Source organism: Arthrobacter sp. V1I7, from assembly GCF_030817015.1.
GTDB lineage: Bacteria > Actinomycetota > Actinomycetes > Actinomycetales > Micrococcaceae > Arthrobacter.
In genome coordinates this window covers 819,869-840,493 of the sequence record NZ_JAUSYS010000001.1, presented here as the reverse complement: position 1 = coordinate 840,493, position 20,625 = coordinate 819,869, and the positions used below count along the sequence as shown (strand labels likewise).

At 67.8% G+C, this 20,625-nt stretch carries 22 protein-coding genes and 1 tRNA gene; 8 read left to right on the top strand and 15 right to left on the bottom strand.

Features of this window, described 5'->3' with window-relative positions:
- Positions 1 to 85 precede the first annotated feature (85 nt).
- From QFZ69_RS04025 to QFZ69_RS04000, 6 genes are all read right to left on the bottom strand, one after another.
- Positions 86 to 1,183, bottom strand: coding sequence for a GNAT family N-acetyltransferase (locus QFZ69_RS04025; protein ID WP_306915756.1), 1,098 nt, complete (start codon positions 1,181 to 1,183; stop codon positions 86 to 88).
- Positions 1,184 to 1,284: 101 nt separating this feature from the next.
- Positions 1,285 to 1,992 carry a 50S ribosomal protein L1 gene (gene rplA / locus QFZ69_RS04020; RefSeq protein ID WP_306915754.1) on the bottom strand — a complete coding sequence of 236 codons (708 nt, stop codon included), beginning with the start codon at positions 1,990 to 1,992 and terminating at the stop codon, positions 1,285 to 1,287.
- Between the two features lie 187 nt (positions 1,993 to 2,179).
- Positions 2,180 to 2,611, bottom strand: coding sequence for a 50S ribosomal protein L11 (rplK, locus tag QFZ69_RS04015; protein WP_248759567.1), 432 nt, complete (start codon positions 2,609 to 2,611; stop codon positions 2,180 to 2,182).
- Positions 2,612 to 2,741: 130 nt separating this feature from the next.
- Positions 2,742 to 3,644: a transcription termination/antitermination protein NusG gene (nusG, locus tag QFZ69_RS04010; RefSeq protein ID WP_306915752.1), complete on the bottom strand. Its 903-nt coding sequence runs from the start codon at positions 3,642 to 3,644 to the stop codon at positions 2,742 to 2,744.
- Positions 3,645 to 3,758: 114 nt separating this feature from the next.
- A complete protein-coding gene (secE, locus tag QFZ69_RS04005; protein ID WP_306915751.1) occupies positions 3,759 to 4,043 on the bottom strand; it encodes a preprotein translocase subunit SecE in 285 nt (94 codons plus the stop codon).
- A 78-nt stretch (positions 4,044 to 4,121) separates the two neighbouring features.
- Positions 4,122 to 4,194: transfer RNA gene (locus QFZ69_RS04000), tRNA-Trp, on the bottom strand.
- A gap of 290 nt (positions 4,195 to 4,484) precedes the next feature.
- On the opposite strand from QFZ69_RS04000, the gene QFZ69_RS03995 reads away from it, so the two are divergent.
- Positions 4,485 to 5,702: a pyridoxal phosphate-dependent aminotransferase gene (locus QFZ69_RS03995; protein WP_306915748.1), complete on the top strand. Its 1,218-nt coding sequence runs from the start codon at positions 4,485 to 4,487 to the stop codon at positions 5,700 to 5,702.
- A gap of 133 nt (positions 5,703 to 5,835) precedes the next feature.
- On the opposite strand, the gene QFZ69_RS03990 is transcribed toward QFZ69_RS03995, so the two are convergent.
- Both QFZ69_RS03990 and QFZ69_RS03985 read right to left on the bottom strand, forming a co-directional pair.
- A complete protein-coding gene (locus tag QFZ69_RS03990) occupies positions 5,836 to 6,510 on the bottom strand; it encodes a LuxR C-terminal-related transcriptional regulator (RefSeq protein WP_373461786.1) in 675 nt (224 codons plus the stop codon).
- 4 nt (positions 6,511 to 6,514) lie between these two features.
- The gene (locus QFZ69_RS03985) at positions 6,515 to 7,981 is read right to left on the bottom strand and encodes an ATP-binding protein (protein ID WP_306915745.1); all 1,467 of its coding nucleotides are present in this window, start codon (positions 7,979 to 7,981) and stop codon (positions 6,515 to 6,517) included.
- A gap of 124 nt (positions 7,982 to 8,105) precedes the next feature.
- On the opposite strand from QFZ69_RS03985, the gene QFZ69_RS03980 reads away from it, so the two are divergent.
- The 5 genes from QFZ69_RS03980 (at position 8,106) to QFZ69_RS03960 (ending at position 12,274) form a co-directional block, all read left to right on the top strand.
- Complete coding sequence (locus tag QFZ69_RS03980; RefSeq protein ID WP_306999928.1) at positions 8,106 to 9,719, top strand: PspC domain-containing protein; 1,614 nt, start codon at positions 8,106 to 8,108, stop codon at positions 9,717 to 9,719.
- A 1-nt stretch (position 9,720) separates the two neighbouring features.
- Entirely contained in the window at positions 9,721 to 10,017 is a 297-nt protein-coding gene (locus QFZ69_RS03975; protein ID WP_306915742.1) for a hypothetical protein, read from the top strand.
- Between the two features lie 3 nt (positions 10,018 to 10,020).
- On the top strand, positions 10,021 to 10,275 hold the full coding sequence (locus tag QFZ69_RS03970) for a PspC domain-containing protein (RefSeq protein ID WP_306915740.1): 255 nt from the start codon (positions 10,021 to 10,023) through the stop codon (positions 10,273 to 10,275).
- 190 nt (positions 10,276 to 10,465) lie between these two features.
- Positions 10,466 to 11,491, top strand: a complete 1,026-nt coding sequence (locus tag QFZ69_RS03965) for a 6-phosphofructokinase (RefSeq protein ID WP_306915738.1) — start codon at positions 10,466 to 10,468, stop codon at positions 11,489 to 11,491.
- Positions 11,492 to 11,563: 72 nt separating this feature from the next.
- Entirely contained in the window at positions 11,564 to 12,274 is a 711-nt protein-coding gene (locus tag QFZ69_RS03960) for a GNAT family N-acetyltransferase (protein WP_306915736.1), read from the top strand.
- 17 nt (positions 12,275 to 12,291) lie between these two features.
- Here QFZ69_RS03960 and QFZ69_RS03955 read toward each other — a convergent pair whose 3' ends face one another.
- The 7 genes from QFZ69_RS03955 to QFZ69_RS03925 all read right to left on the bottom strand — a co-directional run bounded on the left by QFZ69_RS03955 (position 12,292) and on the right by QFZ69_RS03925 (position 18,307).
- Positions 12,292 to 13,815, bottom strand: coding sequence for a DHA2 family efflux MFS transporter permease subunit (locus QFZ69_RS03955; RefSeq protein WP_306915734.1), 1,524 nt, complete (start codon positions 13,813 to 13,815; stop codon positions 12,292 to 12,294).
- Positions 13,816 to 13,887: 72 nt separating this feature from the next.
- Positions 13,888 to 14,451 carry a PadR family transcriptional regulator gene (locus tag QFZ69_RS03950; protein ID WP_306915732.1) on the bottom strand — a complete coding sequence of 188 codons (564 nt, stop codon included), beginning with the start codon at positions 14,449 to 14,451 and terminating at the stop codon, positions 13,888 to 13,890.
- A gap of 19 nt (positions 14,452 to 14,470) precedes the next feature.
- Positions 14,471 to 14,866, bottom strand: a complete 396-nt coding sequence (locus tag QFZ69_RS03945; RefSeq protein ID WP_306915731.1) for an ankyrin repeat domain-containing protein — start codon at positions 14,864 to 14,866, stop codon at positions 14,471 to 14,473.
- Positions 14,863 to 15,945: a folate-binding protein YgfZ gene (locus QFZ69_RS03940; protein ID WP_306999925.1), complete on the bottom strand. Its 1,083-nt coding sequence runs from the start codon at positions 15,943 to 15,945 to the stop codon at positions 14,863 to 14,865. The genes QFZ69_RS03945 and QFZ69_RS03940 overlap by 4 nt, the downstream gene beginning before the upstream one ends.
- Positions 15,946 to 15,967: 22 nt before the next feature.
- The gene (locus tag QFZ69_RS03935; protein WP_306915729.1) at positions 15,968 to 16,702 is read right to left on the bottom strand and encodes a flavodoxin family protein; all 735 of its coding nucleotides are present in this window, start codon (positions 16,700 to 16,702) and stop codon (positions 15,968 to 15,970) included.
- A gap of 71 nt (positions 16,703 to 16,773) precedes the next feature.
- The gene (locus QFZ69_RS03930) at positions 16,774 to 17,388 is read right to left on the bottom strand and encodes an FABP family protein (protein WP_306915727.1); all 615 of its coding nucleotides are present in this window, start codon (positions 17,386 to 17,388) and stop codon (positions 16,774 to 16,776) included.
- A gap of 184 nt (positions 17,389 to 17,572) precedes the next feature.
- Positions 17,573 to 18,307, bottom strand: a complete 735-nt coding sequence (locus QFZ69_RS03925) for a permease (protein WP_306915725.1) — start codon at positions 18,305 to 18,307, stop codon at positions 17,573 to 17,575.
- Between the two features lie 229 nt (positions 18,308 to 18,536).
- On the opposite strand from QFZ69_RS03925, the gene QFZ69_RS03920 reads away from it, so the two are divergent.
- On the top strand, positions 18,537 to 19,235 hold the full coding sequence (locus QFZ69_RS03920; RefSeq protein ID WP_306915724.1) for a response regulator transcription factor: 699 nt from the start codon (positions 18,537 to 18,539) through the stop codon (positions 19,233 to 19,235).
- 241 nt (positions 19,236 to 19,476) lie between these two features.
- On the top strand, positions 19,477 to 20,565 hold the full coding sequence (gene mshD, locus QFZ69_RS03915) for a mycothiol synthase (RefSeq protein WP_306915723.1): 1,089 nt from the start codon (positions 19,477 to 19,479) through the stop codon (positions 20,563 to 20,565).
- The last annotated feature ends 60 nt before the right edge of the window (positions 20,566 to 20,625 follow it).

Sequence of the window (20,625 nt, the reverse complement as noted above, 5' to 3'; positions counted from 1 at the left end):
CTGCATCCCCTACGGGTGCCTGAAGCCCGGCTTAGGCCGGGCTTTGACCGCCAGCATATGCCGGTTTGGCCCACCGTTCCATGGGTTACGCCGCGACGATGCGCTGCCATTCGCCGTCCCAGCCCGCGGGCCGGAAGCCGAGCGCGACGTTGATGTCCAGCATGTGATCGTTTTCCGCCGCGTTGAACGTGATCACGCGTTCCACGCCCGGGTATTCGGACCGCAGACGACGCAGGTTGAGCAGCTTCACGAGCATGCCGAGCCGGTGGCCGCGGTGGGGCTTGGCTACGAGGGTGTCGTCCTGATCCGCCAACCAGGGTTTCGAGGGCGTGAGCTGCAGCACCGAGTAGGCGGCCAACTTACCGCTGGGCCGGTGCCGGGCGGCGGCCACGAGGGAGACGATTCCTGCCCGCTTCCAGATGTCCTCGATGTGCCGGACGCGGGCGACGTCCCAGGTTTCCTCGTCATAGCTCAGCTCTCCGGTCGGCACGTCGGTGCTCATCCGGGACATCAGGACGGCAAGCTCGTCGACGTAATCATCCGGGCAGCTCCCCGTCCAGGCGAGGAGCTCATAGTCCTCCCCGGCCCTGGCCACAGCATCCCGTTCCAGGCCATCCCAGGTCCCGGCGTGTGCCGGCACATCAAGGACGCTGAAGCGCTCGACCTGCTCGAGGCGGTAGCCTGCCTCCAGCGCGAACCGGACACCCCGCGCGTCGGCGGGCAGGGACCCCGTTCCGGTGGCGGGCCGGAGCAGGCCCGGACCGTCGGCGTCGAAATCGGCGGGATGTTCCGTAAAGCTCTGCAGGATCGTGCGGCCCTCGGCGGCTGCCAGCTCCTGCGCATGCTGCAGCAGCGTCCGGCCGATCCCCCGGCGGGTGAATTCATTCAGCACCTGGACGTGCAGGAGGGCGCTGCGAAGGTTCTCCTGGACTTCGCACCTGATCCACGAACTGCCCACCACCCGCCCTCCCTGGCGCACGAAGAAGACCCGGACCGTCCGGTAGGCATTGTCCCGCCAATCCTGAAGCCGGGCCGCGGGCGGGGCTGACCGGTCCAGGTTGCCCCAGGTTTCGAGCGTCAGGGCATCGCACAGCTCCGCGACTGCCAGGAAGGCGCCGGCGTCGGCGGAATCGATGGCGGCCGGGAGGGCGAGGGGCTCGATGTGGTACGGCGTTGTAGTCACCGGGACAGCCTAACCAGCGCGCCGGAATGCGAAAAGACCGCCCCGCGGTTGCGGGACGGTCTTTCTGCGCTTGTGCTTTTCTGCGCTTGGGCTGTCGAGGACTAGACCTCGGTCAGGACCTTGGTGACGTTGGGGTCAACCGTGATGCCCGGGCCAAACGTGGTGGCGACGGTGGCCTTCTGGATGTAGCGTCCCTTGGAAGCGGACGGCTTGAGGCGAAGGACCTCTTCCAGTGCGGCTGCGTAGTTCTCGGCCAGCTTGATGGCGTCGAACGAAACCTTGCCGATGATGAAGTGCAGGTTCGAGTGCTTGTCGACGCGGAAGTCGATCTTGCCGCCCTTGATGTCGTTGACGGCCTTGGCGACGTCAGCGGTCACGGTACCGGTCTTCGGGTTCGGCATCAGGTTGCGCGGACCCAGGACCTTACCGAGGCGGCCAACCTTGCCCATGAGGTCAGGGGTGGCGACGGCGGAATCGAAGTCGGTCCAGCCGGCTGCGATCTTTTCGATCAGGTCATCGGAACCAACGAAGTCGGCGCCGGCAGCGATTGCTGCTTCGGCCTTTTCGCCCGTTGCGAAGACGAGGACGCGGGCAACCTTACCGGTGCCGTGCGGCAGGTTCACGGTGCCGCGGACCATCTGGTCAGCCTTACGCGGGTCTACACCCAGGCGGAATGCAACCTCAACGGTGGCGTCGAACTTGGACGGGTTGGTGTCCTTGGCCAGCGTCACTGCCTCGAACGGCGCGTAGAACTTCTCCGCGTCGATCTTGGCTGCGGCTGCCTCATATGCTTTGCTGCGCTTTGCCATGCTGCTTATTCTCCTTGTGCAGTTGTGGTCTGCGGACCGCGCTGGGCCCTGCCACAGTCGGGACTCCGGTTGGTTTATCCGTCCGGGTTCCAACATCTCAATGATTAGGTGGTGCCGGTTGCCCGGCGGTGCCATCCGGCGTCGTGCTTCCCGGTTTTGGGTTGCAGTCGCTGGACAGCGGTGGGTATTAACCCTCGACGGTGATACCCATCGAACGGGCGGTACCGGCGATGATCTTCGCGGCGCCTTCGAGGCTCGTGGCGTTGAGATCTTCCATCTTGGTGGTGGCGATCTCGTTGACCTGGGCCTGGGTCAGCTTGGCAACCTTGACGGTGTGCGGGGTAGGCGAACCCTTGGCGACGCCTGCAGCCTTCTTGATGAGCTCTGCAGCCGGCGGGGTCTTGGTGATAAACGTGAACGAGCGGTCCTCGTAGACCGTGATTTCAACCGGAATGACGTTGCCGCGCTGGGATTCCGTCGCGGCGTTGTACGCCTTGCAGAATTCCATGATGTTGACACCGTGCTGGCCGAGCGCAGGACCGATCGGCGGGGCCGGGTTAGCGGCACCTGCCTGGATCTGCAGCTTGATGAGGCCGGTGACCTTCTTCTTGGGAGCCAATGTAGGGTCCTTCTCTCAATTGCGTCCTGGGACACAGGAGCGTGCCTCAGGTTGGTGGCCGCCATGGCAAGGCGGCCGGCCGCCCCGGGGCTGCTAAGCGGGCAGCCCGGGGCGAATTCTGTGGGGGAAGCTAGATCTTGCTGACCTGGTTGAACGCCAGCGTGACCGGGGTTTCGCGCTCGAAAATGGAGACCAGCACCACGAGGGTCTGGGAATCCACCTTGATCTCGGAGATCGTGGCCGGAAGGGTCTCGAAGGGGCCCTCCTTGACGATGACCGATTCGCCGACCTCGAAGTCGACGTCGATCTGGGCGGCAGCGTGCTTGACGGGCTTGCCCTTCTCGGCCTGCTCTTCCTCGAAGACCGGGGCGAGCATGGAGAAGACCTCGTCGAGGCGCAGCGGAACCGGGTTGTGGGCGTTGCCCACGAATCCGGTGACTCCGGGAGTGTGACGGACGGCGCCCCAGGAGGCGTCCGTCAGGTCCATGCGGACCAGCACGTAACCGGGGATGCGGACGCGGTTGATGACCTTGCGCTGAGCGTTCTTGATCTCAACAACTTCCTCCATCGGGACCTGGATCTCGAAGATATAATCTTCCATGTCCAGCGTCTGGATGCGGGTCTCAAGGTTGGCCTTGACGCGGTTTTCGTAGCCGGCGTAGGAGTGGATGACGTACCAGTCACCCTCCTGGCGGCGCAGCTTGGCCTTGAACTCATCGGCCGGGTCCACGTCCGCGGCAGCGGCGGCAACGACGAGAACGTCGCCTGACTCGTCCGTTTCGGACTCGTCTGCGGATGCGCCGGTTTCGGCCTCGTCTGTTTCGGCCTCGCCGGTTTCGGCCTCGTCGGTTTCGGCCTCGTCGGCAGTTGCGCCGGTTTCGGCTTCGGCGGTTTCTTCGTCGGCTACGGGTTCGTCAGCGACGTCGGATTCGGGCGCAGCAGACACAGCCTCGGACTCTTCCCCGGCTTCCACCGCGGCGTCCTGGCGCTTATCCAGCTCAGTCTCAGTTACCTCGAGCTCCTGCTCAGACACTTGGTCTCCTGCTTCCTCATTGCCTTACATGCCTATTTAAATGACTCAATTCCGCACACCCCGCGGAGGCACCGGTTTTCCGGGGACATCCACGCGGTCTGCGGACCGGTCGGGTTAGCGGTCCGTGGAGGCCGTGCCGCCGAAGACCCAGCTCACTCCGGTCCCGAAGGCCAGGTCCAGCAGGGTGACGATGAGCATCATGATGACCACGAACACCAGCACCACGAGTGTGTAGTTGATCAATTCCTTGCGGGTCGGTGCAACGACCTTCTTCAGCTCGCCGATTACCTGGCGGATGAAGAGCGCAATTCGAGCGAAGAAGCCGGCCTTGTCGGCGTTCCTGGCGGGGCGGCCCTTGGAGCTGTTGGCAGCTGTTTCGGTCACCTGATCCTCACTCATCCTCGCAATGTCGGATACCCGGCTCTGAACTGAACCATGGTTGCTGCGCTTGCTCCGGTTTACCCGGAACAGCTTGCGCAGGGCAGACAGGACTCGAACCTGCAACCTGCGGTTTTGGAGACCGCTGCGCTACCAATTGCGCCACTACCCTAGGTGGATCGAAAACCCTCAGACTCCCGCTTCCCTCAGACTTTCCTGAGGCGCAGAGCATCATCGTGTTTTCAGCACCGGAGAACCAGTCTACGCAACAACTGCGCCTACGTCGAACCGGGCTCCTCGGGACCCCGGCCGAACCGCGGAAACCAGCCGACTGCCTGCAGTCACCTGGCCAGCAGTCACATTTCCGCGCCGGCACCCGGGGCGATCCGCTGAGCAGCATAGAGTAGGTTCCGTCGAATCCCCCAAACAGCCCTCCAGCTGCAAGCGAAGAATGGACCCGCCATGCCTGCCGCCCGCATATCCCAGCGCATCTCCGCCATTGCCGAATCCGCCACACTGGCCGTCGACGCCAAGGCGAAGGCGCTGAAGGCGGCCGGCCGGCCGGTCATCGGCTTCGGCGCCGGGGAACCGGATTTCCCGACTCCCGGTTACATCGTGCAGGCCGCCATTGACGCCGCCAGCCAGCCGAAGTACCACCGCTACTCCCCCGCGGGCGGCCTGCCCGAACTGAAGCAGGCCATCGCGGACAAGACGTTCCGGGATTCCGGCTACAAGGCCGAGGCCGCCCAGGTGCTGGTGACAAACGGCGGCAAGCAGGCCGTGTACAACACCTTCGCCACGCTGCTGGACCCGGGCGACGAAGTCATCGTCCCCACCCCGTTCTGGACCACCTATCCGGAGGCCATCCGCCTCGCCGGTGGCGTGCCGGTCGAGGTGTTTGCCGGACCGGAACAGGAATACCTGGTCACCGTGGCGCAGTTGGACGCCGCCGTCACGGAGCGCACCAAGATCCTCCTGTTCGTTTCCCCGTCCAACCCGACCGGTGCCGTGTATTCGCCGGAGCAGGTCAAGGAGATCGGCCAGTGGGCCGCCGCGAAGGGCCTGTGGGTGGTCACCGACGAGATCTATGAGCACCTGACGTACGACGGCGTGCCGTTCACCTCGATCGCCACAGCAGTCCCGGAACTGGGCGACAAGGTCGTCATCCTCAACGGCGTCGCCAAGACGTACGCCATGACCGGCTGGCGGGTGGGCTGGATGATCGGCCCGGCCGACGTCATCAAGGCCGCCACGAACCTGCAGTCACACGCCACGTCCAATGTCTCGAACATCCCCCAGGTCGCCGCCATCGCGGCGGTCTCGGGACCGCTGGCCGCGGTGGACGAGATGAAGCTCGCCTTCGACCGCCGCCGCAAGGCGATTGTGGCGGGCCTGAATGCGATTGAGGGTGTTGAGTGCCCGACGCCGAAGGGTGCGTTCTACGTCTACGCCGACGTCCGCGCGCTGCTGGGCAAGGAGCTTCCGTCCGCTGACGGACCCGTCCGGCCGGCGACGTCGGCCGAGCTGGCCGCCCTGATCCTGGACGAGGTCGAGGTGGCGGTGGTTCCCGGCGAGGCGTTCGGCCCGTCCGGCTACCTCCGCCTGTCCTACGCCCTCGGTGACGAGGACCTGGCCACCGGCGTCGCCCGCCTCCAGGATTTCCTCGGCAAGGCCAAATAGGACCCTCCCTCAGTTTTCGCACGAAGAACACAGACGCTCCCTCACTGCGGTGAGGGAGCGTCTGTCGTCAGGCGGCGAAAGGTGAGGGAGCGTCTGCCGGCAGGCGGCGAAAGGTGAGGGAGCGTCCGATCCGTCAGAGCAGGCGCCGCTCGGCGGCCCAGCGGGTGAGTTCGTGCCGGCTGGAGAGCTGGAGTTTGCGCAGCACCGCCGAAACATGGGTTTCAACCGTCTTGATCGAGATGAACAGCTCCTTGGCAACTTCCTTGTAGCTGTAGCCGCGGGCGATCAGCCGCATCACCTCAAGCTCGCGGGCGGAGAGCCGGTCCAGTTCGTCGTCGGCGATGTCGGCCGGCGCGGTGCCGAAGGCATCCAGCACAAAGCCCGCCAGCCGGGGCGAAAAGACGGCGTCGCCACCGGCCACCCGGCGCACGGCGTCGGAAATTTCCGCACCCGAGATGGTCTTGGTGACGTAGCCGCGCGCGCCGGCCCGGATGACCGAAACGACGTCCTCCGCCGCGTCTGAGACGCTCAGGGCGAGGAACCGCGTGGTCCCCAGCAGCGGGACGGAACCGGCAATCACCTCGCGCCCGCCGCCGCCGAGGCCGCCGGGCAGGTGGACATCCAGCAGCACGACGTCGGGACGCACCGCGGCGATGACCGCAACGGCTTCGTCGACCGTCCCGGCTTCGCCCGCGACGAGGATGGCGGGGTCCAGGTCCGCCTTGAGGCCGGACCGGAAGATCGCGTGGTCATCCACAATGACGACACGGATCGCCCGCGCCGTGTTTCCTGAATCTGTGTTGCTCACAGTCTTACCTCTCCGTTGTCGCGGCACCATTGGTGGCCGAGGGGCGGGCTTCCAGCGGCAACCTGAGCCGCACCTCGGTGCCATCCGGGCTGCTGATGATGGCGGCCGTGCCGCCATGCCTGTTCATCCGTCCGATAATCGATTCGCGGACGCCGAGCCGGTCCGCAGGTACCGAGTCCGGATCGAACCCGGGTCCGCGGTCCTTCACGAACACCTCCGCGGCGCCGTCGGTGACTTCCAGGTAGACGGACACGGCGCCGCCGCCGTGGCGGGCGGCATTCACCATCGCCTCACGGGCGGCCTGGACCAGTGCCTCGTGCCGTTCCGTCATTGCGCAGTCCCCCACGCTCACGACCTCGACGGCCTGGCCCAGCGCATCTTCCACTTCCGCCGCGGCTGCCGTGATGCCTTCGGAGAGCTGCCCGGCCTCCTTAGCCGGGTCCCGGTACAGCCAGCCCCGCAGCTCGCGTTCCTGCGCGCGGGCCAGCCGGACGACGTCGTGCTCGTTGCCCGCGCGCCGCTGGATCAGGGCCAGGGTCTGGAGGACGGAGTCGTGCAGATGGGCGGCGATCTCGGCGCGTTCGGTGGCGCGGACGCGGCCGGAGCGCTCCGCTTCCAGGTCGCGCCAGAACTTAAGCCCCCAGGGCAGCAGCACCAGGCCCACACCGCCGAGCACCGCCACCGAGGCCAGCAGCGCGAGCCAGGTCTGCTCCCACGAACCCGAGCCGGACACCATCACCAGGACGCCGGCGACTACGAGCGCCAGGCCGGCCGCGAGCCTGGCCCAGCCCCCGGCCTGGTCGGCCTTGGTCTTGTCCACGAGGCCCGCCCGCCGGGTTTCGTCCAACTGCATCCACGCGATCGCGGCGCCGCCCAGGATGGCGGCCACCGGGATAAGGGTCCCCAGCGGCACGTCAAAACCGAGCATCCTGGCGATCAGGATTCCCGCGGCCAGCAGGAGCCCGGATCCCAGCAGGATCTCCTTGCCGTACGGCATGCTCCGGACCCGGCTCGGCCAGGGCCCAGGGGCGGCAGCGGCCTTGCCGGCCGGCCCCTGGGGCGCCGCGTCCGTCGCGGGAACGGTCTGCACGCTCGAGTCCGCCGCGAGGACGGCGTCCGGTGACAGCGATGGCAGGTCCCGGGGCCCCGCGAAGTCCGCAGCCGCCGGGCCCTGGTAACCGCCCGGGTAGGGGCCCGGATAGGGGCCGGCAAACGGTGCGCTCACCGCCGGGGCGATGGGTGACGCCGGCCGACGGGCATTGCGCCTGGCGCTTTCGTCCGCGGTTGGCACCATGATCCAGAGCCAGGCATAGAAGGCGACGCCGGCGCCGCCGGCGAGCGCCGCCACCGCCATTCCAATCCGTACCATCCGCACCGGCCAGCCCAGGTGACTGGCAAGCCCGGCGCAGACGCCGGCAATCACACGGTCGCCGCCGCGGACCAGCGGCGGACGGGAAACGGCGGTTGTCATGACTCAATCCAAGCACGGATCAGGGTTCCCCGGACCCGTTTTCAGCCTGAACCCGGGCCGACTCAGGGACAGTTCAGGGTGTTCCCCAGTAGAGCGCGGCGGCGGCAACCGGGAGGATCGAAGTATGAATCCGCACACCCCGCACCCCGATGAAAACCAGGACCCGTCCCGCCCCGCGGCCGGCACTGGTCCGTCCGCAGCCTCTCCCGCCGGCTCGGAGACTCCGGCCACCGTCCCGTTGGATGTTCCGGCGGGCTCCGGTGCCGGGGGCGCACCGGACGTTCCGGGCAGCGGCCCCGCCCCGGCGGCACCGCCCCTGTACCCGTCCGGCGAACCGGGCGGATCCGGCACGCTTCCCCCGCCGCCGTATTACGGCGCCACACCTTCCTACGGCGCGACACCTCCGCAAGGCGATGCCCAGTCGCAGTCCTTTTTCGACTGGGTCCGGAGCCAGGGAATCAACCGCGGACGCGACCGCTGGGTAGGTGGCGTTGCCAGCGGTATCGCGCAGCGGCTGGGCGTCGACCCGCTGATCGTCCGCGGCATCTTCATTGTCCTGGCCATTTTCGCCGGCGTCGGCGTGCTCCTGTATGGACTCGCCTGGGCGCTGCTGCCCGAACCCGACGGCCGGATCCACGTCCAGGAGGCCGCCGCGGGCCGGTGGAGCGGCGGGATGACCGGCGCCCTGATCACGGCCCTGATCGGCCTGCCCGGCCTGGGCAGCGGCGTCTGGGGCTGGGACCGGCACGGCTTCGGCGGTTTCATCTGGACCGTCTTCTGGCTGGGCGGCATCGGCTACCTCGTCTACTACCTGTTCCGACGCAACAAAACCCCGAACGGAGCCCCAGCCATGTCCCCGCACGCTAATCCCGGCGGCCCGGTGAATTCCGCAGACCCGGCCGGGCAGCCAGGCCCGGGCCAGGCACATGCAGCCCCCGCAGCATCTTTCGCCACCACGAGTCACGGCAGCACGAGTCACGGCAGCACGCCTTACGGCAGTACGGTGCCCGGCCCGGGCTGGGGCGCTCCTCCGCCGTCGGACCCCACGCCCCCACCCGGTGGCGGCTACCGTCCCGGTCCCGGCGGTCCCGTCCCTCCGGCCAAGCCTCGGAATCTTGGCCCCGGCGCCCCGGCCGTGGCCGTTACAGCCGGGGTTGCTCTCCTCGTCGGCGGCGGCATCAAGGCCCTCGACGCCGCCAACGTGATCGACCTTGGCGACTCGAGCAACGCCATCGTGTGGGCCAGCGGGGCGGCTGTCCTGGGCCTCGGGATCCTCTTCGCCGGCCTCCGCGGACGCACCTCGGGCATCCTCGGGTTCTTCGCCGCGGTGGCCCTGATCATCGGAGGCATCTTCAACGTGGTCCCGAACGGCGACAGGTTCCGCTTCCAGGATGCCGACTGGTCCCCGGCCAGCATCGAGCAGGCCCGGGACGGGTTTGAGATCACCGGCGGCAGGGGGACCGTCGACCTCACCAGGCTGGCGCTCAACCCGCCGCTCGGCTCCGACGTCGTCATCCCCATCGACGTCACGGCGAGCAACGTGACCGTGGTCATCCCGGAGACCGTGCCCGTGCAGATCCACGCGGACATGACCATGGGAAACCTTAACGAGGGCGGCCGGAGCCACGGCGGCATGACCACCCAGCAAAACGACTACAACACGGGCCAGCCCGGTGCGCGGCTGATCCTCAGGATCTCCGGCACCGTCAGCAATGTGACCATCCAGGAGGGAAACTGACATGAGCAGCTACAACGCACCGACAGACGGCTCCACGGACAACGGGCCGACCGCGTCCGTGAAGCCCGGCGACCCTGAGCCGCTGGAGAGCTCCCCAGCCCGCGTCGGGACCATCGTCTGGGGACTGATCGTGCTGGCCCTCGCCGCGCTGATCATCGTCGCCCGGCTTGGCCTCGTGGCCCTGGACGGAAGCTATGTCCTGATCGGGCTGATGCTCGGCGCCGGCGCAGCACTCGTGGTCGGCGGGCTCATCTCGGCCCGCGGACGTGACAAAGATTCATCGACAGGGAAGTCTTGAACCATGGATAAGTTCTTCAGTACCGTCCGGGGCCTCGGCCTGAAACGTGGTCCGCAGCGCTGGCTCGGCGGGGTCTGCGGCGGGATCGCCGCCAAACTGAACGTCGATGTGGCGTTCGTGCGAATAGCGTTCCTGCTCCTGGCCTTGCTCCCGGGCCCTGCCTTCGTCTTCTACCTCGCGGCGTGGCTGATCCTGCCGGACCAGCGCAACGCCATCGTCCTCCAGTCCTTCCTCCAGAACCGGTCGATCGGGCGCTGAAGCGCCGCTGAGGCGCCCGCCGTGCCGGCCCCAGACCCGAAGTGCCCGGCGAGTGCCCCCGCCCCAACGGCGGGGGGTACTTCGCCGCGGTAACCGTTTGTGTCCTGCCCCACATCCGCGATTAGACTCTAGGGTGAGCTCAGTGTGGCGCTCTGCCTGTACACCTTCGAACCAGGATTAGAGCCGAGAAATGAAAATTGGAATCCTCACCAGCGGCGGAGACTGCCCCGGACTGAACGCCGTCATCCGTGGTGCCGTCCTCAAGGGCATCGCCGTCCACGGCCACGAATTCGTGGGGTTCCTGGACGGCTGGCGCGGCGTCGTTGAAGCCGACGTCATCGATATCCCCCGGACCATGGTCCGCGGCATCGCGAAGCAGGGCGGGACCATCCTTGGCACCTCCCGCACCAACCCCTTCGAGAACAACGGCGGCCCCGAGGTCATCAAGGCCAACATGGAACGCCTCGGCATCGACGCCATCATCGCCATCGGCGGCGAGGGAACCCTGGCCGCCGCCAAGCGGCTCACGGATGCGGGGCTGAAGATCGTGGGAGTCCCCAAGACGGTCGACAACGACCTCGACGCCACCGACTACACCTTCGGCTTCGACACCGCGGTGGAAATCGCCACCGAGGCGATCGACCGCCTGCGCACCACCGGAGAATCACACCACCGCTGCATGATTGCCGAGGTCATGGGCCGCCACGTGGGCTGGATCGCGCTGCATGCCGGCATGGCCTCCGGCGCCCACGCCATCCTGATCCCGGAGCAGAAAGCCTCGATGGAACAGATCGCGGACTGGGTCCGTTCGGCCCACGACCGCGGCCGCGCGCCCCTCCTTGTTGTCGCGGAGGGCTTCGTCCCGGACGGCCAGGAGACGCCGCACTCCGAACGCGGCCTCGACACCTTCGGCCGGCCCCGCCTGGGCGGCATCGCCGAACGGCTCGCCCCTGAACTCGAGGCCATGACGGGCATCGAAACCCGCGCCACCGTCCTTGGCCACATCCAGCGCGGCGGCGTGCCGACGGCGTTCGACCGCGTCCTCGCCACCCGTCTGGGCATGGCGGCGATCGACTCGGTCGTGGAGAGGCGATGGGGCACCATGGTTTCGCTCAACGGCACCGACATCGTCCACGTGGGCTTCGACGCCGCCCTTGGCAACCTGAAGGCCGTCCCGCAGCACCGCTACGACGAGGCCGCGGTCCTCTTCGGCTGAGACGCGTCCGGCTGGACCGGCCGCTCGACAGACCGCCCGCGCCGCGGGCGGCGCGGTGGGTAGGGTTGAGTCATGAGTCTTGAGCCCGGTTCCGCTGACATCATCCAGCTCGCGTGGGCGCGCCACCTGGGATTCGACGACGCCGACTTCGCCGCTGCCGCCGGCGAACGCCTCACCCGGGCGGATGAGTCCCGCCGCACGGTGGATTTCGTCCGCCTGTTCGGCAACTCCGCCCTGGTGGGCCCGCAGTGGGCGCTGGACGCCGCCGTCGGGCTGCCCGACGAGGAACTCGCTCAGCATGTCACTCTCCTGACCATCACCCGGAAGCACGGCGGTCACGGACTCGGCGCGGCGGCGCTCTTCTTCGCGGACGATCTGCCCCTGCAGCAGCCCTCGGAGGAGCTGACCGTCTCGCACGGCAACCCGGAAGCGATCGAGCTGGAAGCGGCCTGTCCGCCGGATGACGTCAACGAAGTGGGCCTCTCGGACCTGGCGCACCGGTTCACCATTCTGCATCTGGAGGACGGCCGGCGGACCCCCGTCGCGTGTGGCGCGTACACCGAGTGGGAAGGCATCCTGGCGCACATGGGGGTGCTGGTCGCTCCGGAGTGGCGCCGCCGGGGCCTGGGCTCGCTGGCGGCCTCGATCGCCGCCCATGAGGCGCTCACCTCCGGCCTGACCCTCCAGTGGCGCTCCGATGTCAGCAACAAGGGGTCCCTCGCCATCGCCCGGAGCCTGGGCTTCGCCGCCGGCGGCATCCAGACCAGCGTGCTGCTGGGCTGATTCGGATGCCGGGCGCATCAACGCGGCTTGGCCTGCCCACCCGCTGAGGCAGCCTGGGCCGGGGCGGCCGGGGCGGGCCCCAGGTTCTGCACCGGCTGCGGTTTGGCGAAGAACAGGGCCACCGCGGCGCCGAGCAGGATGACCGCCGCCGGGAGCAGGATGGACTGGCCCATCGCCGTCGAGAAGCCCTCGTGCAGGGCCTCGGGCAGAGTGCCGCCGGATGACATCTGGCTGGCCTCCCCGGAGCCTCCCGGAACTGCCGGCAGTTCGGCCGCGAGCCTGGCCTGGATCAGGACCGCGATGGCGGCGCTGCCCAGCACGGCGCCGATCTGGCGGGTCGTGTTGTAGACGCCCGCTCCCGCTCCCGCCTGCCGGGGCGGCAGGTTCCGGGTGGCGGTGGTACTCAGGGGTGCCCAGATGCCGGCGATGGCGAAGCCGAGCACGGCGCTGGGCAGCAGGAACAGCCAGACCGGCGTGTCCGGGTGCATCAGGGCGGCGTTCCAGAACAGCGCCACGGACATCAGGACCAGGCCGGACGCCGTGATGTACTTCGGGTTGACGCGGTCGATGATCCTGCCGACGACGGGGGCCAGTCCGCCGGAGATGACGGCCATCGGCACCATCATCAGCGCGGACTGGGTCGGAGTCAGGCCGCGGACGAGCTGGTAGTAGAAGATCAGCGGCAGGCTGAAGGCGGTCACCGTGAAGCCGACCGTGGTGATGCCGATGTTCGCGAGGGAGAAGTTGCGGTCCCGGAAGAGGGATAGCGGAAGCAGCGGCTCGCCCTTGTTGTACCGCTGCCACACCACGAACCCGGTCAGAACCACGACCCCGGCGATCATGAGGCCCCAGACGGTGAGAGGTCCGGCGATGGTCCCCCAGTTGTAGGTCTCGCCCTCCTGGATGCCGAAGACCAGCAGGAAAAGCCCGACCGCGCTGAGCAGCACCCCGGGGATGTCGAACTTGTGCGGGTGCGTGCTCAGGGCCGGCACGAAGCGCCACGCGAGGATGAAGCCGGCGATGCCTACCGGGACGTTGATGAAGAAGATCCATTCCCAGCCGAGCCCGTCGACCAGGACGCCGCCGAGGATCGGGCCCACGAGGGTGGCGACACCGGCCGTGGCGCCCCAGATGCCCATCGCGGCGCCGCGGCGGTCCGGCGGGAAGATCCGCGTGATGACGGCCATGGTCTGCGGGGTCATCATTGCCGCGCCGAAACCCTGAAGGACCCGCGCCACGATCAGTGTCTGGACGTCGCCCGAGAGCCCGCACCAGAGCGAGGCCAGGGTGAACACCACCAGCCCGCCCAGGTAGAGCTTTTTCGGGCCGAAGCGGTCGCCCAGCCGGCCGGTGATCAGCAGCGGTACGGCGTACGCCAGCAGATAGGCGCTGGTCACCCAGATCACCGAGTTGATGTCGGCGTTGAGACCCTCCATGATCCGGGGGTTGGCCACCGACACAATGGTGGTGTCGATCAGGATCATGAAGAAGCCGATCACCAGGGACCAGAGTGCCGGCCACGGCCTGGCTACGTTTTCCATGGGGTTCCTTAGGGTGCTGGTGCGCTTGGCTGGTCAGGTTGGAGAGGCGGCCGGCCCGGATGCGAAAGGCGGCTACCAGGGCAGCTGGCCGCTGCCGAGCTGCTCCTGGAGGCTACGGATCCAGCCGATCTCGGCGTTGAGCATGGTTTGTTGGTACTGCATGTCGATCCAGTACTTGCGGTCGAGGCCTCTTCCCCGCACCCGCTCCTCCGCGTCGAAAAGGAGTTTCAACTGCCCCTCCAGCTCGTTGAGGCGCTGGTCGAGCAGGTCGATCACGACGCCGGCCGGCAGGTTGTACGCCTCCGAGACGGCCAGCGGGAAGGCGGGGTACTCGTTGACGGGCGTGGCGAGCATGCCCTGGAGCCGTTCGGTCAGGGCTTCCCGTCCTGCAGCGGAGATCGCATAGGTGGTGCGTTCGGGACGGTTGCCCTCCCGGTCCGTTCCGGTGGCTGCGACCAGCCCCTGCTCCTCCAGCCGGCCGACGGCGTGGTTGAGCGTTCCCGGGCGGACCTTCACGAGCCGGTCTTCATGCCGGGCCATCAGGAGCTGGTACATCTCGTAGGGATGCATCGGCCGTTCAGCCAGCAGGGAGAGCACGGCGATGCCGAGGGGGGTCAGGGGCGCGGCTCCGGCCATGGTGCGGTTTCCGGCAGATTCAGCCGAGCAGGGCGAGCAGGTCCGCGCGGGCGAACATCTGCGCCGCGGCCCGGGCGGACGGCGTGCCCGCGTCGGGGTCGGCACCGGCCGCCACGAGCGCCTGCACGACGTCGGCGTACCCCTTGAAGACCGCCCCCGCGAGCGGCGTCTGGCCGCGGTCATTGGCGGCATTGGCGTCGCCGCCGTGCTGCAGGATCAGCCGCACGGCGTCGGCGTGGCCGTGGTAGGCCGCAAGCATCAGCAGCGAATCCCCCGCGGCGTTGGTCAGGCCGGCCGGCGCCCCCGCGGCCAGGTAGCTGCCGAGCAGCGCGGCGTTCCCTTCCCGCGCCGCATCGAAGAGCGCGTGGGCCAGGGCGAGCGTCTCGTCGTCAGGTGCGGCGCTTCCGGTGGTCATCGTGTCCCCCTCAGGAATCCGGTCTGCCGTCCCACGACCTGGCCGGCGTCGGGAGCCACAATGACTTCCTGCGCCGCGGTGTAGGGCTCGTCCCCGTCAAGGACGGTCAGGACCGCGTCCGGGGCAACGGACCGTTTGATGACGGCGAGGGCCACCGGACCCATCTCGTAGTGCTGTGCCACGGACGTCACCGTCCCGACTTTGCGGTCACCGGCACGGACCTCGCTGCCCACGGCGGGCAGGGTGTGCTGCGAGCCGTCGAGCTGCAGGAACACGAGCCGGCGCGGCGGGTGGCCCAGGTTGTGGACGCGGGCCACGGTTTCCTGGCCCTTGTAGCATCCCTTGGCCAGGTGGACTGCGGTGCGCAGCAGGTCCAGCTCGTGCGGGATGGTCTTGTCGTCGGTCTCGGCGCCCCAGCGGGGCCGCCACGCCGCGATCCGCAGCGCCTCGGCGGCCCAGATACCGGCCAGGGGCCACTCGGCCACCGTGGTTTCGAGCTCGGCGGCGGGGACAAGGTATTCAAACCACGGCCGTTCCAGGCCCGGGTGGGAATCCTCGCCCACGACTGCGTAGGAGTAGCCGCCGGCGCCGACGTGCGGCCAGGGGTCTTCCCAGGCCTGCAGCGCGGACCACTCAGGGATCCGCCGGGTGGAGCCCAGCACGGCCCAGTCCGCCGACACATCGGCGATCTCGACCCGGAGCATGAACTTCATCCGGTTCAGCCATTCCGCGAGGGGTCCGGCCTCGGCGGCTTCGACGATCAGCCAGGTGGTCCCGCCGTCGTCCACCACCCGGGCGTCGAATTCGATCCTGCCCTGCACGCTGAGCAGGAGCAGTTCGGTCGACTGGCCGGGCGCCAGGTCCGTGAGCTGCTGGGAGGAAAGCGTATTGAGCCAGCTCAGCCGGTCCGGCCCGCTGACCGTGACCACCCCGCGGTGGGAGAGGTCGACGACGGCGCTGCCGGCGGCCAGCGCCCGCTGCTCCCGCAGCGGCTCGCCGTAGTGGGACGCGACGCCGGCATCGGCGCCGCCGGCTTCGACCGCGCCCGGGCGCGACAACAAGGGGCTCGTGGTAGTCATATCTAGTAGAAGTCCTCAGGGCCTAGCGGTATTCCGGATTTTCGAAGTCGAAGCGTGTGCCGGCCGTCCAGGCTTCGGGCAGATTGCCGTAGGCGGGAATGCCGCCGGCGTCCTTGAGGATCCGGGCCAGGTGCAGCAGATTCCACGTCATGAACGTGGTGTTGCGGTTGGTGAAGTCGCTCTCCGGGCCTCCGGAGCCTTCGTCGAGGTAGCTCGGGCCTGGTCCGACCGGGCCGATCCAGCCGGCGTCGGCCTGCGGCGGGATCGTGAAGCCGATGTGTTGAAGGCTGTAAAGGACATTCGAGGAGCAGTGCTTGATGCCGTCCTCGTTGCCGGTGATCAGGCAGCCACCGGCCTTGGGATAAAAGGCCCACTGGCCCTTCTCGTTCAGCTGCCCCGAGTGCGCGTAGAGCCGCTCGATCAGCTTCTTGGTCTGCGAGGAATTATCGCCCAGCCAGATCGGTCCCGCCACGACGACGATGTCCGCCTCCTGGACGGCGGGATAGAGTTCAGGCCACTCATCGCTCTGCCAGCCGTACTGCCGCATGTCCGGATAGACGCCGCTGGCGATGTCATGGTCCACCGTCCGGATCACCCGGGTGCTGACGCCCTGCTTCTCCATGATGCGGCGGCTGACGTCGATCAGCCCCTGGGTGTTGGACGTCTCGGGCGACTTCTTGAGCGTCCCGTTGAAGAACACAGCTTTCAGGTCGTTGTAGCTCTGCTTCTCCCCGGGCGTGGCTGCTGCTTCAGGCACTGCGCGGCTCCCTGTGTTCGCTGTGGACAACGGAAAATCAGTGAGCCCTCGCGCTCGGCCCGGACGAGCTGTCAGCTGACTTTGGCGAGGATGGCGGAGGCATGGGCCTCCAGCCCGCCGCCCGGCGTCGAACCCTTGCCGGTCGCCACATCCCAGCGCCACAGCAGCTGGCCGTCCACGAGTCCGAAGATCCGGGTGGCGGCAGTGTATTCCTTGGAGTGGCTCCCGCGCATCACCATGTCGGTGCTCAGCTGGATCTGGGGTCCCTTGATCTGGCCGTAGTACAGCTCGGAGATCCCGCCGGGGTGGGCAACGGAGACAGCGATGTCGAAGCCGCCGTCGCTGTTGCGCAGCGCCTCGACCTCATCGGCGCTTTTGAGCACCGGGACGATGTCGCCTGGAATCAGGCCCGGCCCGCTGTCTTCTTCGCGCTGCTTGCGCTCGAGGGCCCAGAATCCGGTTTCGACCGTCAGCGGACGCAGCTTGGTGCCCTCATCATCGGTCAGCCAGCTCTCGGCGCGGTACTGCAGGTACGGCAGGCCGTTGTGGGTGAAGGAGACGTGCTGCAGGAAGTGCTCGGAACTCTCGTCCCCGGCGCCCAGGCGGCCGGCACCCTCCCACTCCCCAATGAGCCAGGAAAGCGGCACGATTTCGGGCGTCAGATCTGTAGGTATTTCAATCGGCACAGCAACTACCTCTGGAAACTACGTGTTCTGGACGGATATCTACTTCGGGCTGGTTACTTCTGGCCCTTGAAGAGGCGGTAGACCACAAAGCCGGCGAACCAGGCCATGGCAAGGCTGGCGATGCCAAGCAGAACAAGGAAGAAGATCTCAAATGCAAGTACGGACATGATGCCATCCTAACGCGTTAGTAGATGAGTAGTTTGTCTATGAAGTAAGCCAACGAACCGACGGCCGAGACCGGGGCCAGGCCCATGCCCAGGGCCGCCGGGAAGTCCAGGGATTCGCCGCGGAGGACCACCAGCCGGCGGAAACTCACCAGCACGGATCCCACGACGACGCCAACGAGCGCCGCCGGCAATACGGCGATGTCGGAGAAAACCAGCCCGGCGAGCGGGCCGGCCAGCCCGGCACCGATAATACCCAACGGCGCGACCACCCGGTCCGGCCACCGGATGAGGCCCGCCAGAAGGGCCATTGCGGCGCTGATGCCCGCGACCAGCACCATCTCCCGGACCCCGTTGAAGCGGGAGCCGGCGATCCACCCTGCTCCGAGACAGGCCAGCATCACACCCGCGCAGGAGCCGAGCGTCGACTCCAGGCGCTGGGCCTGGCCGGTGCCCCGGAGCAGTTGCATGACGAAGATGGCCATCACCCCGGCGGCGATGAAGGACGGGGTCCAGTCCAGGAAACCCGGGGCGGGAAGATAGGTGGCCGCGATGGCGGATCCCACCCCGGGCAGGCCGATCAGGGCGGCCAGTGTCCTCCTGGCCGGGATCCCCAGGAAATGCGGCCAGCCGATTCCGATGCCGAGGGCCGTGAGGCATGCGACGGCGAGCAGGGCCGCCGGCGAGGAGTAGGCGCCCGCGATGACTGCGGCGAGACCGGCCAGGCCGATGATTCCTATGCTCCACGCCGTCACTGCATACCCGCCATCAAGCTGTACCTTCGTTCACTGCGGACCCCGATTGGACCTGATCGCCTTCATCAGGACTGCAGGCCCTGACGGCTCAATCCTGCCTCATGAGAACGTTTTATGTCGCAAAAGGACCCGCCCCGGGTGACGGGAGCATGTCTGGGAAGGGTCGCTTGGGTATACTCAATCTCAGCTACAGACGCCCAACGATGCGCGGACACCCCTTGGAGGAATCATGTCGCACATCCTGCTCCTGACGAACAGCACCGGCTCGTCGGTGGACGTCCTGCCTGCGTTGGAACTGCTGAACCACCGCGTGCACATCCTGCCCGCGGAACCCACCGCCCTGCTGGACACTGACCCCTGCGACATTGTCCTGCTGGACGCCCGCAAGGACCTCGTTGGCGCCCGCTCCCTGACCCAGCTGCTCAAGGCCACGGGCCTGAGCGCGCCGTTGATGCTGATCCTGACGGAGGGCGGGATGGCCGCCGTGTCTTCGGCCTGGGCCGTAGACGACATCGTGCTCGAGTCCGCCGGACCGGCCGAAGTGGAAGCCCGCATCCGGCTCGGGGTCGCCCGGGCCGTGCCGGACCAGGACGATGCCCCGGCGGAGATCCGGGCCGCCGGCGTCGTCATCGATGAGGCCAGCTACACGGCCCGCGTTAACGGCGCGGCACTGAACCTGACCTTCAAGGAATTTGAACTGCTCAAGTACCTCGCCCAGCATCCCGGCCGCGTCTTCACACGGCAGCAGCTGCTGACCGAAGTATGGGGCTACGACTACTACGGCGGCACCCGCACGGTGGACGTCCATGTCCGGCGTTTGCGGGCCAAGCTCGGCGCCGACCACGAGAACCTCATCAGCACCGTGCGCAACGTCGGCTACCGCCTGACCCTGGTCCGCCACCCCGATGAGGAACTGAGCGAGGCCTAGCCACCGCCCGGACCTCCCCGGGACCTTACGCCAGGCCCAAAGAAGCCCCGGACTCAGGAGTCCGGGGCTTCTTTTGAGTGGAGGACATACGGGTCGAACGTATCGAGGCCACCCCAGTGGTGGATCCCCCTCACATCCTGCTCAATTGGAAGCCAACCGCCGGATGAGTTAACGACTATACGTAACGGTCCGGGCAGCGCCAAATCGGCGCCGCGGGGGCGCCAGCGTATAGCCTTGCTCCATGAGCCCTGTGCATCCGGAAAACTGGCCCGTACTCGTCGCCAAAGGGGCTGCGGAGGAGCAGCTGCTGAAGGACGTCAAAGCCCTCGTGGCCGCGGCGGAGGAATCCGACGGCAATCCGCCGCTGTCCGAACAGACCCTCGTGACGCTCAGTGCCGCCGGCACGGCCGCCGACACGGTCGCGACCGCGGGCGCGACCGCCGGTACGAACACGGTGCTGACGCTCGCCCTCTACAGCCCTGAAGAAAAAACCGATCCGGCAACCGGCCAGGACCTTGCAGGCTTCGCCGTCGTCGTCGAGGAGCCGGACGGCAACGGGGTGCTGGAAGTCGCCGTCCACCCGAGCTACCGCAACCAGGGTGTGGCGGACCGGCTCGTGGGGGAGCTCCGGGCTACCCGGGGCTTTGCCGGACTCAAGGCCTGGTCCCACGGCAACCATGAAGCGGCCGCAGAGCTGGCGGCACGCTACGGCTACCGCCCGGTGCGGGAGCTGTGGAAAATGCGGCTCGCGACATCGGCCGCGCAGCTGCCGGACGCCGCCCTGCCCGACGCCGCACTTCCGGGCGGCGCCACGCTCCGGGCCTTCGTGCCGGGCCAGGACGAGGAGGCCTGGCTGGCCGCGAACCGGGCGGCGTTCGCGCACCACCCGGAGCAGGGGAACATGACGCGCGCGGACCTCGACGCCCGGATGGGCGAGCCATGGTTCGACCCGGCCGGTTTTCTCCTTGCCGTGGACCCCGGGGGCAGGCTGCTCGGCTTCCACTGGACCAAGGTGCATCCCCGCCACGGCGGGCACCCCGCGATCGGCGAGGTCTACGCCGTGGGCGTCACCCCGGAGGCGCAGGGCACCGGGCTGGGCAAGGCACTCACGATCGCCGGCATCAAGCACCTGCAGCGGCAGGGACTGCACGCCGTCATGCTCTATGTGGACGCGGACAACATCCCGGCCGTCGCGCTCTACCGGCAACTGGGCTTCACCCGCTGGGACATGGACGTCATGTATGCGCCGGTGGACGAAACGGTTGTCCGGCCGGAGCCGCAGCCGTTAATCAAGTCGGCGGACATGCGGCCGGCCGGCTCCGAAATCTGAGCTCGCCGGAATGCTATTGCTTGTAAGGTTGAAGCTAAATCGCGCCAGCAATAGGAGAGA

Bases quoted from the DNA above. Each gene is read 5' to 3' on its own strand.
- rplA (WP_306915754.1), bottom strand. From the start codon at position 1,992: ATGGCAAAGCGCAGCAAAGCATATGAGGCAGCCGCAGCCAAGATCGAC.
- secE (WP_306915751.1), bottom strand. From the start codon at position 4,043: ATGAGTGAGGATCAGGTGACCGAAACAGCTGCCAACAGCTCCAAGGGC.
- QFZ69_RS03995 (WP_306915748.1), top strand. From the start codon at position 4,485: ATGCCTGCCGCCCGCATATCCCAGCGCATCTCCGCCATTGCCGAATCC.
- QFZ69_RS03985 (WP_306915745.1), bottom strand. From the start codon at position 7,981: ATGACAACCGCCGTTTCCCGTCCGCCGCTGGTCCGCGGCGGCGACCGT.
- QFZ69_RS03980 (WP_306999928.1), top strand. From the start codon at position 8,106: ATGAATCCGCACACCCCGCACCCCGATGAAAACCAGGACCCGTCCCGC.
- QFZ69_RS03975 (WP_306915742.1), top strand. From the start codon at position 9,721: ATGAGCAGCTACAACGCACCGACAGACGGCTCCACGGACAACGGGCCG.
- QFZ69_RS03970 (WP_306915740.1), top strand. From the start codon at position 10,021: ATGGATAAGTTCTTCAGTACCGTCCGGGGCCTCGGCCTGAAACGTGGT.
- QFZ69_RS03965 (WP_306915738.1), top strand. From the start codon at position 10,466: ATGAAAATTGGAATCCTCACCAGCGGCGGAGACTGCCCCGGACTGAAC.
- QFZ69_RS03960 (WP_306915736.1), top strand. From the start codon at position 11,564: ATGAGTCTTGAGCCCGGTTCCGCTGACATCATCCAGCTCGCGTGGGCG.
- QFZ69_RS03955 (WP_306915734.1), bottom strand. From the start codon at position 13,815: ATGGAAAACGTAGCCAGGCCGTGGCCGGCACTCTGGTCCCTGGTGATC.
- QFZ69_RS03950 (WP_306915732.1), bottom strand. From the start codon at position 14,451: ATGGCCGGAGCCGCGCCCCTGACCCCCCTCGGCATCGCCGTGCTCTCC.
- QFZ69_RS03945 (WP_306915731.1), bottom strand. From the start codon at position 14,866: ATGACCACCGGAAGCGCCGCACCTGACGACGAGACGCTCGCCCTGGCC.
- QFZ69_RS03940 (WP_306999925.1), bottom strand. From the start codon at position 15,945: ATGACTACCACGAGCCCCTTGTTGTCGCGCCCGGGCGCGGTCGAAGCC.
- QFZ69_RS03920 (WP_306915724.1), top strand. From the start codon at position 18,537: ATGTCGCACATCCTGCTCCTGACGAACAGCACCGGCTCGTCGGTGGAC.
- mshD (WP_306915723.1), top strand. From the start codon at position 19,477: ATGAGCCCTGTGCATCCGGAAAACTGGCCCGTACTCGTCGCCAAAGGG.